Origin of the sequence: Kitasatospora sp. SC0581, assembly GCF_048159585.1 — a bacterium.
Taxonomy (GTDB): domain Bacteria; phylum Actinomycetota; class Actinomycetes; order Streptomycetales; family Streptomycetaceae; genus Kitasatospora.
This window is the reverse complement of the sequence record NZ_JBLRWA010000021.1, coordinates 47,562-60,450: the sequence shown is the minus strand read 5'-3', so window position 1 is coordinate 60,450 and position 12,889 is coordinate 47,562. Positions and strand designations below refer to the sequence as shown.

The following is a 12,889-nucleotide window of genomic DNA, read 5'->3' as shown; positions in this document are numbered from 1 at the left end:
CGGTCAGCCGGAGGCGGGAGCGTCGGGGCCGTCCTGGGCCCAGCCGTTCCACTCGGGTGCCAGGGCCCAGGGGCGGGCGGCACACCGGCCGGTCCAGAGCCGGGCGGTGTGGGCGTTGTGCCGGGCCGCCGTCCGCCGGTCGCAGAACCGCCCGTGCAGGGGCAGGACGACGGCGGCGAGCGGGGAGAGCACGGCGCCCTGCCGGATCTTGATCTGCCAGGCGGAGACGGCCAGGCGGTAGCGGCGGAAGCCGCCGGCGGCCGCGTAGTCGACGGGGGCCTGGTAGCAGAGCACGAAGTACTCGCTCCGGGGCTGGGCGGCGCGGTAGTCGAAGCCGAAGTAGCGGCCGTAGAGCCGGTCGTGGTGGGTGTAGCAGACGTTCACGGCGACGGGGCGGCCGTCGCGGACCGCGAAGCAGCCGACGGCCCGGTCCAGCACGCCCGTCGTGGCCTGGGCCGCGAAGGAGCGGAGCATCCAGGCGGGGTCGGTGGTTCCACCGTGCCGGGCACGGGTCTGCGTCACCAGGGCCGCGGCCTGCCGGGCGACGTCCCCGTGGGCCAGGGGCCGCCACTCCACGGTCGTGCCGCCGCGCTCGCAGGCGCGGCGTTCGGCCCGGCGGTGGGTGCGGTCGGGCTGGCTCATCCGCGCCGACTGCTCGGCGTAGCCGCCGGCCGGGACGGCGACGTTGGCGTCCGCGTCGTGCAGCAGGACGACGGCCCGGGGGTGGATCCGGGTGAGCTCCCGGGCGTCGCCGGCGGCCAGGTAGGGCAGGACCACGCCGTCGAGGCCGCGGTCGCGGGCCAGCCGCAGCGCCGCTTCCAGCAGGACTTCCAGGGCGCGGTCGCGGTCCTCGCCGCGGGTGCGGACCAGTTCGTTGTAGGTCGAGCGCCGGGCTCCCAGCCACAGCCATCGCGCGGACCGGGCGACCGCCAGGCCCGGGAACAGCGTGGGCAGGTGGAACAGCCCGGGTTCGTCGTTCTCGCCGGGCCAGACGGACAGGGCGCCCAGCAGCCGGCCGCCGGAGGCGGCGGTGAGCGCGCCGGTGTCGCCGTGGGCGAGTTCGAGCGCGCGCACCCAGGCGCTGCTGTTGTAGAAGTTGTCCGGGCCGATCAGCCGGTCCCACCGCGCGGGGTCGACCGCCGCGGGGGACGGGGGGAATCCTGCCTCGATCGGGCCGGTGCGGCGGTGGTCCCGTGGTGTGGTCGCCATGGTGGTGTCTCTGGGATCGGGCTCCGGGGGTCGGGTTCTCCGGGATCAGGTCCTGGTGCAGCTGATGATCGCCGCGTGGGGGCAGGCGAGGTACGGCCGCCAGAAGTCCTCGCCGTGGCGGGCGGTTCCTTCCCCTGAGACCCGGAAGGCGGGCCAGGAGATCGAGGCGAAGCCCGTCTCGCGCAGGGCCCGTTCCAGGGTGGTCCGGCTCCAGTACCGTGCGGTGATCCGTTCGTCGTAGCGGCCGAAGCACAGTTCCAGCGTCACCCGCGAGGCGTCGTGGCGCGACTCGGTCTCCACCAGGCGCAGGCCGTAGCGCTCGTAGTAGGCGCGCTCGCCGTGGAAGTCCGGGTTCACCGGCAGGGTGACGAACCGGCCGCCCGGGCGCAGGGTCCGTGATGCCAGGGCGCACAGGGAGAGCAGTGCTCCGTAGTCCTCCGCGTACGGCAGGACGTACACGGCCAGGCACGCGTCGAAGGCGCCGTCCTCGACGTGGTCGCGGCGCTCGGTGTACTCGATGCCCAGCGGCTCGTCGCGTTCGGCCCGCCGCGCGACGTCGAGCATGCCGCCGGAGACGTCGTACCCGACCACCCGCGCCGCGCCGCGTCGCTTGAGCTCCCGGCTGTACAGGCCCGTACCGCACCCGATGTCCAGGACGCTGCGGCCGGTGACCGTGCCCAGTGCGGCGAACACGCTGAACGACTCCAGGTGTCGGCGCCAGGGCAGGAGGAACATCTCCTCGTACATGTCACCGAGGGTGTCGAACCGGTCCGCTCCGCCCATGCCTTCGATTGTCCGCCCGATCTCCGGGGCGTGCCCGGCCCGCTACCGCCGCGGGTCCCGAGACCGCCGCCGGCCGGGCTACCGCCCGCTCCCGGCCGTCGCCCGCCCGCGCAGGGAGACCCCGAAGCGGGTCCGGAGCCGGTGCACCTCCCACCACGCCACCGCGGTCACCGTCGCGGGCCCGCCGACCACGGCGGCCAGCCGGACGGCCGGCGGGCCGGGCGGCAGGCCGCCGAACACCAGCCCGATCAGGGCGAGTTCCCAGACCAGGACGCCGGTCAGGACGGGCGGGAACACCGGGTGCACCCGGTCCATGGTGAAGGCCGTGCGAACCACCGTCGGCGAGGCGAAGGCCACGAACATCAGCACCCAGATCGGCAACGCCAGGACCAGCAGGTTGAACAGCGGCCCGAGGAACAGCCCCTGGACCGACCCCTGCGCCTGACCGGCGAGCCACAGCAGCACCGGCACCGCCGCGCACGCGCCCAGGTACTGCGAAGCCATCAGGACCGCCGGCCGCACCTGGGCCCGCATGGCCGGGCGCGCGGCCGGCCCGGCGAGCCGGAACAGCACCCCGACCACCACGGGCGCGGTCACCAGCACCAGCAACGGGGTGACCGTCAGCCGGGTCTCGAACTGGTCGTCGAGCTGGTCCCAGTCGTCCGCCGTCCCGTACACGAGCAGCACCACGAGCGCCGCCCCGAGCGCCAGCCACCCCCGTATCCTCTGCACCCGCAGCACCACCTCGTCGGTGATCCCCCGGGGCCCGGGCACGATGAACACCCGTCGCGCCAGCCGCCGTGCCGACCTGGCCATCGGATAGAGCGCCAGGAAGACCAGGAACGGCCACAGGCAGAACAGCAGCGGCACCAGGGCCCACCACCTGGCCACCCGCCGCGCGGGCGCCAGCAACTCCCGCAGGGTGGGCCACTCCTCGCCCCGGAACCGCTGCCACAGCGGGACTCCGGCCGGTCGCGGCCACTGGCGGGGATCCCGCGGGTAGGGGCTCCGTGGGAACGAGCCCTGATCTCCGTACGTCACGCCGAGTTCCTCACGCCTCTCCGTGTCACTGCCGACACTCCGTCAACCCGTCAGCGCCGCACCCTACTGCCCTGCTCCCGTGCTTCGTCCACCCCCTGCCCGCCACCCGTCCGGCCGACGGCCGTTCTCGGATCGCGCTCGGACCAGGCCGGTCACCCGGTCTCGGGGGAGCAGGAGGGCCCCGCCGTCCTCGTGGACCCCGGTCGGAGCGGGTGCGCGGGCCCGGCAGCGGCGCCGCCGGGCGGTGGTGCAAGCCGCAGGCTCGAACGAGTGGCCAACGCCGCGAAACCTCCACACGAGGACGACGCCGGCCCTGAAAGCCTCGGGGCGGCTGGACGGCTGGACGGCTGGACGGCTGGGCGGCAGGGGGCACCGCTGCGCGCCAGGCGGTGACGCCACGGCGCGGCGTCGGCCCCGCCCTCACCCAGGTCGACGGCGCCGGCACCCTGACCGGTACCACCGCCTCCCCCGCTTCGCCGCTCCGGCCCCGACGCCCCCGGCTCCGGCCTCCGGGCGCACCGCCTGACCCCTGGATACGTCCCGCTCTCGTGCGCTCCTCCTGGTCGCGGCGGTGCAAGGTCACTCGTTCGGAGTAGTCCCGCGATGTGGGGGCCCGGTAGGGGGACGGCCTGGACGGCGGTGCCGCGCCGTGGGCCGCGACTGCCGACGGGTCGCGGACGACCGAACGTCCTAGCGTGGTCCTCGAGCGCCCTTGCCGACCAGGGCGTGGGCGCCGACCGAGAGGGAGTGCGTGATGGAAGAAACGCGCGAGCCGGAAGAGGTCGAGGTCGAGGTCGTGGACGAAGAGGAACTGCCCGACTTCGCCCTGATGGTCGACGTTCCGAAGTGACGGGACGTGACCCACGACCGGGGCGGACCGCTGTGTCCGCCCCGGTCCCCGGGGGGCGGAGTGTCGACCGGAGCAGGGAGGCGGCAGTGCGTGTGGAACCGGACGCCGAGCGGGCCGCCGGGGACGAGGAGCACCTGGACGGCCTGGTGGCCGGCTGCCTGACGGCCGCGGGGTGCGCGGAGGAGTCGTGGCGGCGGCAGGACCTGCGCTATCCCGGACTGCACGCGGCGGCACACCGCCTGCAGCGCAAACGCGGGAAGCCCTCCGATCCCGCCGAGCGGGAACAGGACTCACGGCTGGTGCGCGGTGTCGTCACCCGCGCCCGGTCCAGTGCCGAACGGGCCTGGGCCACGGCCGCTACCGCGGGCTGGGCCGTGGACCTGGCACCGCCGGCGGAGGACCACCTGACGGCGAGCGTCCGGCGGGCCCTGCGCCAGATCCCCGAGCGCACCGACCGCGCCGGGACCGGGCCCGCCGCCGAGGTGGGCGACTGGAGTGCCGAGCAGCGCGCGGTCTTCGCCGACTGCCGCCGGGTGCTGGAGCAGGCATGGCCGTCGATGCTGGCCGAACTCGGCGTCACCCTGCGTCAGATCGCCCTCCTGAACGGCGAGGGCATCGACGGATTCACCGACTTCACCGTGCACGGCACCGCCTTCGTCCACCACCGGCGGCTCACCGACGACCACGAGAGCGGATTGCCGGGGCCGGTCCGGCTGGCCGAGGCACTGGTCCACGAGGGCACCCACAACCGGTGCAACTCGGCGGCCGCGGGCACCCCGTACCTGCGGCCGTCCGACGCGGACGTGCTGCTGCACACCCCGCTGCGCGCCGACCCGCGGCCGTTGACCGGCCTGTTCCAGCAGGTGGTGGTGCTCGCCCGGCTCGTGCTGCTGTACCGGAGGCTTCCGGACGGGCCGACGGTGCGCGCCCGCCACGCGGTCCTGCTCGACCAGGGCCGGGACGGGGCCGTGTCCCTGCGCCGGCACGCCGACGCTCTGACCCCGGCGGGCGGGGAACTGCTGCGGCAGGCCGAGGCGGTCCTCGCCGGCGGGGCGGCGGTGTGAGCGCCGACGCCGACACGGCCTGGCCGGTGCAGGTCCGTGGGCTCTTCCCCGAGGCGCCGGAGTTCCTGCTCGGCAGGGCCGCCGCGCGCAGCCCGGTCTTCGCGGTCAACGACGCGGCCGGCGGACAGCGGGTGCTCATCGGGTCGGCCGCCGGGACCGAGCGCGACGACGTCACCCGGCGCGCCGCGGGCGAGCTGCTGGAGCGGATGCACAACGTCCTGGCCGGGCACCGCGCCGTGCGGCGGGCCGTCGTCGCCTCGTACACCGCCCTGCGCCGCGCGGGTCGGCCCGCCCTGGACCCGTGGGCCTGGCCGGACCTCCAACAGGCGGCGGACGCGCGGGAGATGGAGGTGGAGTGGGTGGAGGGTGCCTCGCTGACCGGCGCCGGGCGCCTGCTCGTCCCGGCGTGCGCGGTGTACCTGGCGTACCGCCCGCCCGCCGGTGGCGCGGCGCCGCCGCCCCCCGGCTCCACCGGACTCGCCGCGCACCGGACCGATGCCGCGGCACGCCGGCACGCCCTGCTGGAGATCCTGGAGCGGGACCTGCTGTGGCACGCCTGGTACGCCGACGGGCCGCGCCTCGTGCCGTGCGGACCGACGCCGCTCGGCGCGCCGTTGCGGCGGGTCCTGGACGCCCTGGGGCTCCGGGACCGCTGCATGGTGCTGCCGGGCCCGGCGGGGACCGCGTGCGTGGTGGCCTGCCTGTCCGATGCCGACGGAGCCCGGCAGAGCTTCGGCGCCCGCGCCACCGATGGCGCTCCCGCCGCGGCCGCGGCATCCGCCGTCCAGGAGGCGCTGATGGTGCGCTGGAGCATGGGGACCCCCAGCGCCCGTACCGCCTGGACCCGGCTGCGCGCGGACCCGGGACACCGGCCCCGCGGCCCGCTGGAGCACGCCCTGCACACGTTCCACCGCCAGGACAGCCTGGCCCACCTGCTGGGCGGAGCCGTCGAGGGCGCATGGCGGACACCGTCCGCGCCGCCGGAGGCGCCGGAGCTGCCCCGCCTGCTCGCCGAGCACACCGGCGAGGACGTGGTCGAAGTCCCCACCACCGCCTCGGGGCTCGGCGACGACGACACGGCGGTGGTGCGCGTGGTGGCCCCCGGCGCCCGCCGACTGCCCGTCGACGAACCACCCCACGCCGCCTCGGCCAGACCGCAGCCCCCGCACCCGCTGGGCTGACCCCAGGAACGGAGACCGACCGTGTCAGCTCCCGCCACCCGCCCCCCGACGGCGGCCCCGTACGCCCGGCACTTCGCCGACCGCTACGACACCTGGTTCGGCAAACCGTCCGTGACCTCCGACACCGTCGCCCTCCTCGCCCGCCTCGCCGGTGCCGGCAGCGCACTGGAACTCGGCGTGGGCACCGGACGCGTCGCCCTGCCGCTGGCGCGGCGCGGCGTACGGGTCGAAGGCATCGACGCCTCGCCCGAGATGGCGGCCGTCCTGGCGGCCAAGCCCGACGGCGACCGCGTCCCGGTCACCATCGCCGACTTCACCCGCCCCCCACGCACAGGGCGCTCCTACGACCTGGTCTACCTCGTCGCCGGGACCCTCTTCGAACTCGACACCCAGGACGACCAGCTGCGGTGCTTCCGCGCCGCCGCTCAACTCACCGGCGAACAGGGGCTGTTCGTCCTGGACGCGTTCGTCCCCGAAGTCCTGGTCGCCGCGCCGCAGGAGCCGGACGGCCAGGCCGTCCCGACGGCCGACGGCGACCGGGTCGTGCTCCACCGCAGCTTCGACCGGGCCGCCCAGCGCTACCACTCCCACTACCGCATCACCCCCGGCGACGGGAGCCCTACGGTGGACCTCGACGTCACCTTCCGCTACGCGGGCACCGGCGAACTCGACCTGATGGCCCACCAGGCCGGCCTGGAGCTGCGCGAGCGCTACGGCGACTGGAGCGGAACACCGTTCACGGACGGCTGCGCCTACCACGTGTCGGTCTACCGGCACGCCCGCTGAACCGGCGGCGCCCGCCATGCCTGCCTGGGCCTGCACCGTCCTGGCCGCCGCCGCGCTGATCGCGCTGGCGGTCCTCGTCGTCTGGGGTGCGTGGACCTCGCCGCACCGCCTCTTCTCCTGGGGCATGTACTCCGGCTCCTCCAAGGGCTTCCTCTGGATCCAGCACGAAGGCCGCCCGCACCCGATCGACATCGAGCAGCTCCACCTGGCCCCGGGCAGCCACTACCTCAACATCCCCGAACTGCGCCGGCTGCTCGCCCACGCCGACCTCGACACCCCGCTCAGCGGACTGATCATCGGATCCGACGGCGGCTGGCAACTCCACTACGACCCCGCCACCCGCAAACTGCGCCTGGCCCGGCTGCCCACCGGACAGCAACTGCGCGCCCTGGCCGAAGCCCTGCGCGAGGCACCGTGACCACCACCCAGACGGCCGCCGAACTGCTCCTGCTCCTCGCCGTCACCTGGCAGGCCGCCCTCACCCTCGCCGACTGCCGCACCATCGCCCGCCGCTACCCCGGGGGCCGCGCCTACTGCCTGGGCCGCGGCTGGACCGCGCCCGCCGAACTCGCCGTCCGACGCCGCCTCGCCCTGAACGTGCTCACCGGCGCCGCGGCGCTGGCGGCCACCACCGGCCTCCGCTGGGCCGTACCCGGCCCCGCCTCGACGGCCGCCTACGGCACCGGCTGCGGCCTCCTCCTGGCGCTGGTCCTCATCGAACGCCGGCACAGCGGCTGCCGCTTCACCACCGTCTGCGTCGCCGAACTCACCACCGCCCTCGGCCTGCTGGCCCTGCCCGGGCCGGGGCCCGTCGCCGCCGGCCTGCTCGCCTCCTTCTGCGCCGCGCAGCTCTACCTCGTGGCCGGCATCCGCAAACTCCGCTCGGCCCACTTCATCACCGGCGGCGTCCTGATCGACAACCTCGCCTACAACGCCGTCCAAGCCGCCGCCGGAAACCGCGACTTCCCCGCCTGGCCCAGCCTCGGCGCACTCAGCGCCATGCTCACCCGGCCGACCCTGCGCCGCCTCTGCCGCGCCGCCGCCATCGCGACCGCCACCACCGAAGTCACCCTCGGCCTCGCCGCCCTCGGCCTCCTCCCGGCCCCCGCCGCACTGACCCTCGCCGTCCTCGTCCACGGCGCCTTCCTCCTGATCAGCCCCCGGCGCATCGTCCCCTTCTCCACGGCCTCCCTCGGCCTGCTCCTCCTCGCCACCACCCACCCACTGCTGCCCACTTGAGGCGTCGGGTAGTAGGGCGGCCGTCCCGGCGGTAGCGGTTCGTCGAGCGTCGGACGAGCCTGCGGGGTGTGACGGGAGTGGCGGTGGGGCCGCCGCGCAGCGGCCCCATCCTTCTGCCATGGCGCCATGGCGGCGGTCTCCGGCTGATGGGTTGTGGGCTCTCGACAAGGTCCTGGGCGGGCAACGGCGTCCGACCCGTGACGGCCGAGACCCTGGTGAGTCGTCCCGCGCACCGGACGCTCCTGCCGGTCCTCAACGAGGGGAACTCCGGGGCGAAGGCGGCGCTTGCGCACCGTCACGCCGTCCGTCCGCCGCGGCGAGCAGGACCTCCGCCGCCTCGGTGCGCACGTACAGGACGTACCGGCCGCTGCGGTGGGCGTCGACCAGGCCGGCGGCGCGCAGGGCGGTCAGGTGCTGGGAGACCCCGCCGGGCGTGATCCCGGTGCGGCGGGCCAGCTCGGTCGTCGAGGCGGGCGTGTCGAGGTCGGCCAGCAGCCGGGCCCTGGAGCGGCCGACGACCGCTGCCAGGGCCTGCGGGACGGTGACCTGCCGTTCCCAGAGCGCGGCCACCCCACGCGGCGGATAGCGCAGGGTGGGCTGCCAGTTCGGGCTGACGACGGAGAAGACCCGGGGCCAGACGAACACCGACGGCACGAGGAGGAGGCCGCGCCCGCCGAGCCGCCGGCTGCCGTGGACGTAGTGGTGCCCGACGCGCAGGGTGTCGTCGTCCCAGGTCACGACGGACCCCAGGTCGCCCAGCAGTCGGTCCGCCCCGTGCTCGGCGAACAGCCTGGCACGGTGCAGCACGTCCCCCTCCAGCAGCGAGCGCATGCGGGGCCAGTGCGGCGCGAGCGCGATCTCCCAGTACGACGCGATGAGGTCGGCGAGTTCGGCGAGGCCGCGGCGCGGATCGCCGCGCAGCCGGTCGACGCGCTCGGAACGCGGCGCGCGCGGAGCGCCGAGGCCCGACCGGACCTGCTCGGCGGGCGTGGCACGCAGGACGGCCAACTCGCTGTCCAGATCGGCGGCCGGGCCCGCCGGCGGCGGCGCGAGGAAGATCGGGATCGACCCGGGCGGATCCGGGACCAGATCGGCGAGCAGACGCCAGTCCAGCCCCGAGGCGGCCAGCCGGCGTCCGGCCTCGACGCTCCACGGGCGGTGCAGCGGGTGCTCGGCCGGATGCTTCAGCACTCTGACGCTGGCCACCACTTCCCACAGCGGCGACAGGGTGAACCTGGTGCGGGCCAAGTCGCGGACGGAGAACGCCAGATCCAGCACGATGCCCCCTCGAAGGCGGAGGACCCAGCGGCCGGCGGCCCGGGATTCAGTACAGCCTAAATTCCTCGCCCGCCGGCCGGTGCGGCGGGAACCTCGGCTCATGACCAGCACCGATCTTCCCCAGCGGCCGGACACGGCCGCTACCACCCCCGATCCGTCTGCTTCGGTCCTGCGGGACCCGGGTTTTCGCCTGCTCGTCGGCGCCGCCGCGGTGAGCAAGCTCGGCACCGCGGTGAGTGCCCTCGCGATACCGCTGACCGCCGTCCTGGCCCTGCACAGCTCGCCAGGACAGGTCGGCCTGCTGGCGACGCTGAGCACCCTCGCCTTCCTGCTGATCGGCCTGCCGGCCGGGGCCTGGGTGGACCGGATCCGCAAGCGGCCGGTGATGATCGCCGCCGACCTGGTCCGGGCCGCCCTCCTCGGGTCGGTGCCGGCCGCCTGGGCGCTCGACTGCCTGACGATCCAACAGCTCTACCTGGTGGTGCTGTTGACGGGCATGGCCACGGTCTTCTTCGACGTGGCCACGCTGACCCAACTGCCCGACCTGGTCGGGCGCCACCGGCTCACCCAGGCCAACGCCCACCTGGTGACGGTGGACGCCCTCGCCCAGATCGGCGGGCGCAGCGCGGGCGGATTCCTCACGGCCCTGCTCTCCGCCCCGGCGGCGATCGTGGTCGACGCGGTCGGATACCTGTGGTCGGCGCTCCTCCTGCTGCGCATCCGCCGGCCGGAGCCGCGTCCGCGGCACCGGCCCGACACGGGGCTCGGCCGCGAGATACGCGAGGGACTGCGCTTCGTGCTCGGCGACCCGATCCTGCGGGCCGTCGCGCTCGCCGGAGCACTGACGAACCTGTCCATCCAGCTGTGCCAGACCATGGTGCCGGTGTTGTTCGCCCGGGAACTCGGCCTCTCCGGCAGTGTCATCGGCCTGTTCTTCGCCGTCGGCGGTCTCGGCGTGCTCATCGGTTCGATGTCGGCCCGCTGGTCGGCCCGCCGGTTCGGCGCCGGGCGGCTGCTGTGGTCGGTGGGTCTGGCCGTCGCACCGTTCGGCGCCCTGCTGGCCCTGGCCGCCCGAGGACCGGCCCTCTGGCTCGCCACCGGAGCCTGGCTGATCACCACGTACAAGATCGGCGTCGACAACGTGATCCAGGTCAGCTTCCGGCAGAGCGTCACCCCCGACCACCTGCTCGGCCGGATGAACGCCACCATGCGCGTCCTGTTGACGGGCTCACTCGCGATCGGCGCGGCCCTGGCCGGCCTGCTGGGCGAACTCGCCTCCGTCCGAACCGCGTTGTGGGCCGGGGCCGCCGGGCTCGCCACGGTCTGGATACCGATCTTCTTCTCGCCGCTGCGCACCCGGCGCGAACTGCCGGGCACCGGCGCTCCGCGATGAACCGGCAGCCGGGCGATCGCTCCCGCGCCGTCATCACTCCGGCAGCGGGCGCGGGCGGGTAGGCCGGCACCGGAGCGGGAACCGCTTCCGTCCACAGACGGCCGGCGACGGTGACCGGCCCGCGCCCGGGAAGGGGAACGGCATGCCGAAGGACCGTGCACCACGCGCCAAGGTCCGCCTCATCGCTTCGGAGGACACCGACCCACAGGTCCGCGTGCCGCCGGGGCAGACGTACGAGATCGTCACGGCCACGATCGTCGACTCGCAGCTCAGCGACATCGCGGAGGAGACCTCCAGCGGGAGAACCCTCAGTCCAGCGCGGCTGTGCGGCAGCCGCTCGACCTGTGTGGCCATCCTGGAAACCGAGTAGACGGCATGACCGCCCCTCTCGCCACCTCCCGGTACACCCTGCGAGTGCCGTTGACCGAGGGCTACGCCCTCTTCAACACCAGTACCGGCAGCGTCATGAAGTTCGACGGACCGCAGGCCGAGGAGGCCACGGCGCTGCTGAGCGGGAACCGCCGGCTGGTCGCCCCGGACTCCGCGCTGGAGGAGACGGCCAGAAGCATGCTTCCGCCGCAGGCCCGGGACACCCAGGACATCGTGGGCGGATTCCCGCACCCGAAGACGTCCGTGTGCGGGGCCCTCGCGGAGGGCTCGGCCGTCGTCGGGGCCGACGGGCTGGAATACCGCTGCGGTCTTCAGGTGGGCGAGCAGCACCGTGCCGTAGGCCGGTTGAGGGCGCCCCCCACGGCGACGCTCCCGTCGGCGGTGCGGGCCTCCGCTGCTCGCGTCTCGCCCGGGCGGCTCGGGGTGCGGACGGTGGCGCTCCCCACGTCGCCGTCGCCGGACGGGCCGGGAACCGGGTGGCCAGGAGGCGCCGAGGGGTGTGCGGCGGGGCCGCCGGGCCCTGCGGGTCCTCACGCGGCCTGGACCCCTGAAGCGTCGCGGGTCGTCACGCGGCCCGGACCGCCGCGAGGGGGGAGAGCGCCGCGTACTCCAGGGGCGCGGAGGGGTCGATCGAGAGGTTCATCGGGGACGGGGCCGCGCCCGAGCGGACCAGGAGGTCGCCGATGGCCGCGATCATCGCGCCGTTGTCGGTGCACAGCCGCAGCGGCGGCACCCGCAGGGTGATCCCGGCGGCGGCGCAGCGCTGTTCGGTCAGCGCGCGGATGCGGGAGTTGGCGGCGACGCCGCCGACCACGACGAGGGTGCCGATCCCGTGGTCGGTGCAGGCCCGGACGGCCTTGCGGGTGAGGGTGTCCGCGATGGCCTCCTGGAGCGCCGCGGCCGCGTCCGGGACGTGCGGCTCGCCGCCGGCGGCCCGTTGGGCCTCGACCCAGCGGGCGGCGGCGGTCTTGAGGCCGGAGAAGGAGAAGGCGTACGGGGGATCGTTGGGCCCGCTGAGCGGGCGGGGGAGGCGCACCGCGTTCGGGTCGCCCTCGCGGGCGGCGCGGTCGATGGCGGGCCCGCCGGGGTAGGGCAGGCCGAGGATCCGGGCGACCTTGTCGAAGCACTCGCCGGCGGCGTCGTCCAGGGTGTCGCCGAGGTGGACGATCGGGTCGCGGGCGAGGTCACGCACCAGCAGCAGGGAGGTGTGCCCGCCGGAGACGATCAGGACGACGCACGGGTTCGGCAGCGGCTCGCTCTCCAGGGCGGCCGCCGCGACGTGCCCGGCGAGGTGGTGGACGCCGTAGAGGGGCACGCCGAGCGAGAAGGCGTAGCTCTTGGCCGCCGCGACCCCGACCTGGAGCGGACCGGAGAGGCCCGGCCCGGCGGTGACCGCGACGGCGCCGACGTCGGCGAGGGTGAGCCCGGCCCGGTCGAGGGCCTCGCGGACCACGGGCGCCATCGCGTGGACGTGGGCGCGGGCGGCGATCTCCGGCACGACCCCGCCGTACCGGGCGTGCTCGTCCATGCTCGACGCGACCGCCTGCCCGAGCAGGACCCCGTCCCGGACGAGACCGGCACCGGTCTCGTCGCACGAGGACTCGATCCCCAGCACCACTGGCGAGGCCGGCATCGCACCCACTCCTTATTGCTCCTCGATATGCAACTGCAACTA

General features: G+C 75.0%; 13 protein-coding genes and 1 pseudogene. 7 read left to right on the top strand and 7 right to left on the bottom strand.

The window, feature by feature from the left end:
- Positions 1-3: 3 nt before the first annotated feature.
- The 3 genes from ACLWS4_RS26520 to ACLWS4_RS26510 form a co-directional block, all read right to left on the bottom strand.
- Positions 4-1,209 carry a GNAT family N-acetyltransferase gene (locus ACLWS4_RS26520; RefSeq protein WP_416875387.1) on the bottom strand — a complete coding sequence of 402 codons (1,206 nt, stop codon included), beginning with the start codon at positions 1,207-1,209 and terminating at the stop codon, positions 4-6.
- 45 nt (positions 1,210-1,254) lie between these two features.
- Entirely contained in the window at positions 1,255-1,992 is a 738-nt protein-coding gene (locus tag ACLWS4_RS26515; RefSeq protein ID WP_416875386.1) for a class I SAM-dependent methyltransferase, read from the bottom strand.
- A 78-nt stretch (positions 1,993-2,070) separates the two neighbouring features.
- Positions 2,071-3,033 (bottom strand): hypothetical protein, encoded by a 963-nt coding sequence (locus ACLWS4_RS26510; RefSeq protein ID WP_380744210.1) that lies wholly within the window; start codon positions 3,031-3,033, stop codon positions 2,071-2,073.
- Positions 3,034-3,969: 936 nt separating this feature from the next.
- On the opposite strand from ACLWS4_RS26510, the gene ACLWS4_RS26505 reads away from it, so the two are divergent.
- Genes ACLWS4_RS26505 through ACLWS4_RS26485 form a run of 5 tightly spaced genes read left to right on the top strand, consistent with a single transcriptional unit; the run spans position 3,970 to position 8,153 of the window.
- The gene (locus tag ACLWS4_RS26505) at positions 3,970-4,947 is read left to right on the top strand and encodes an aKG-HExxH-type peptide beta-hydroxylase (RefSeq protein WP_416875385.1); all 978 of its coding nucleotides are present in this window, start codon (positions 3,970-3,972) and stop codon (positions 4,945-4,947) included.
- The gene (locus ACLWS4_RS26500) at positions 4,944-6,128 is read left to right on the top strand and encodes a YcaO-like family protein (RefSeq protein WP_416875384.1); all 1,185 of its coding nucleotides are present in this window, start codon (positions 4,944-4,946) and stop codon (positions 6,126-6,128) included. The genes ACLWS4_RS26505 and ACLWS4_RS26500 overlap by 4 nt, the downstream gene beginning before the upstream one ends.
- Before the next feature lie 21 nt (positions 6,129-6,149).
- The gene (locus ACLWS4_RS26495; protein WP_416875383.1) at positions 6,150-6,914 is read left to right on the top strand and encodes a class I SAM-dependent DNA methyltransferase; all 765 of its coding nucleotides are present in this window, start codon (positions 6,150-6,152) and stop codon (positions 6,912-6,914) included.
- Between the two features lie 16 nt (positions 6,915-6,930).
- Entirely contained in the window at positions 6,931-7,332 is a 402-nt protein-coding gene (locus tag ACLWS4_RS26490; RefSeq protein WP_416875382.1) for a hypothetical protein, read from the top strand.
- Positions 7,329-8,153, top strand: coding sequence for a hypothetical protein (locus tag ACLWS4_RS26485; protein WP_416875381.1), 825 nt, complete (start codon positions 7,329-7,331; stop codon positions 8,151-8,153). Before ACLWS4_RS26490 ends, ACLWS4_RS26485 begins: the two co-directional genes overlap by 4 nt.
- Here ACLWS4_RS26485 and ACLWS4_RS26480 read toward each other — a convergent pair.
- A pseudogene (locus ACLWS4_RS26480) lies at positions 8,149-8,238 on the bottom strand (IS5/IS1182 family transposase); the annotation flags it as partial. The gene ACLWS4_RS26485 and the pseudogene ACLWS4_RS26480 sit on opposite strands and share 5 nt — an antisense overlap.
- Positions 8,239-8,405: 167 nt before the next feature.
- On the bottom strand, positions 8,406-9,431 hold the full coding sequence (locus ACLWS4_RS26475) for a DUF5937 family protein (RefSeq protein ID WP_416875380.1): 1,026 nt from the start codon (positions 9,429-9,431) through the stop codon (positions 8,406-8,408).
- A 100-nt stretch (positions 9,432-9,531) separates the two neighbouring features.
- Between ACLWS4_RS26475 and ACLWS4_RS26470 the strand changes: the two genes are divergently transcribed.
- The gene (locus tag ACLWS4_RS26470; protein WP_416875379.1) at positions 9,532-10,824 is read left to right on the top strand and encodes an MFS transporter; all 1,293 of its coding nucleotides are present in this window, start codon (positions 9,532-9,534) and stop codon (positions 10,822-10,824) included.
- A 142-nt stretch (positions 10,825-10,966) separates the two neighbouring features.
- Positions 10,967-11,194 carry a hypothetical protein gene (locus ACLWS4_RS26465; protein WP_416875378.1) on the top strand — a complete coding sequence of 76 codons (228 nt, stop codon included), beginning with the start codon at positions 10,967-10,969 and terminating at the stop codon, positions 11,192-11,194.
- A 61-nt stretch (positions 11,195-11,255) separates the two neighbouring features.
- On the opposite strand, the gene ACLWS4_RS26460 is transcribed toward ACLWS4_RS26465, so the two are convergent.
- Complete coding sequence (locus ACLWS4_RS26460) at positions 11,256-11,426, bottom strand: hypothetical protein (protein WP_158077724.1); 171 nt, start codon at positions 11,424-11,426, stop codon at positions 11,256-11,258.
- A 353-nt stretch (positions 11,427-11,779) separates the two neighbouring features.
- Complete coding sequence (gene tsaD, locus ACLWS4_RS26455; protein WP_416875377.1) at positions 11,780-12,847, bottom strand: tRNA (adenosine(37)-N6)-threonylcarbamoyltransferase complex transferase subunit TsaD; 1,068 nt, start codon at positions 12,845-12,847, stop codon at positions 11,780-11,782.
- Positions 12,848-12,889 lie beyond the last annotated feature (42 nt).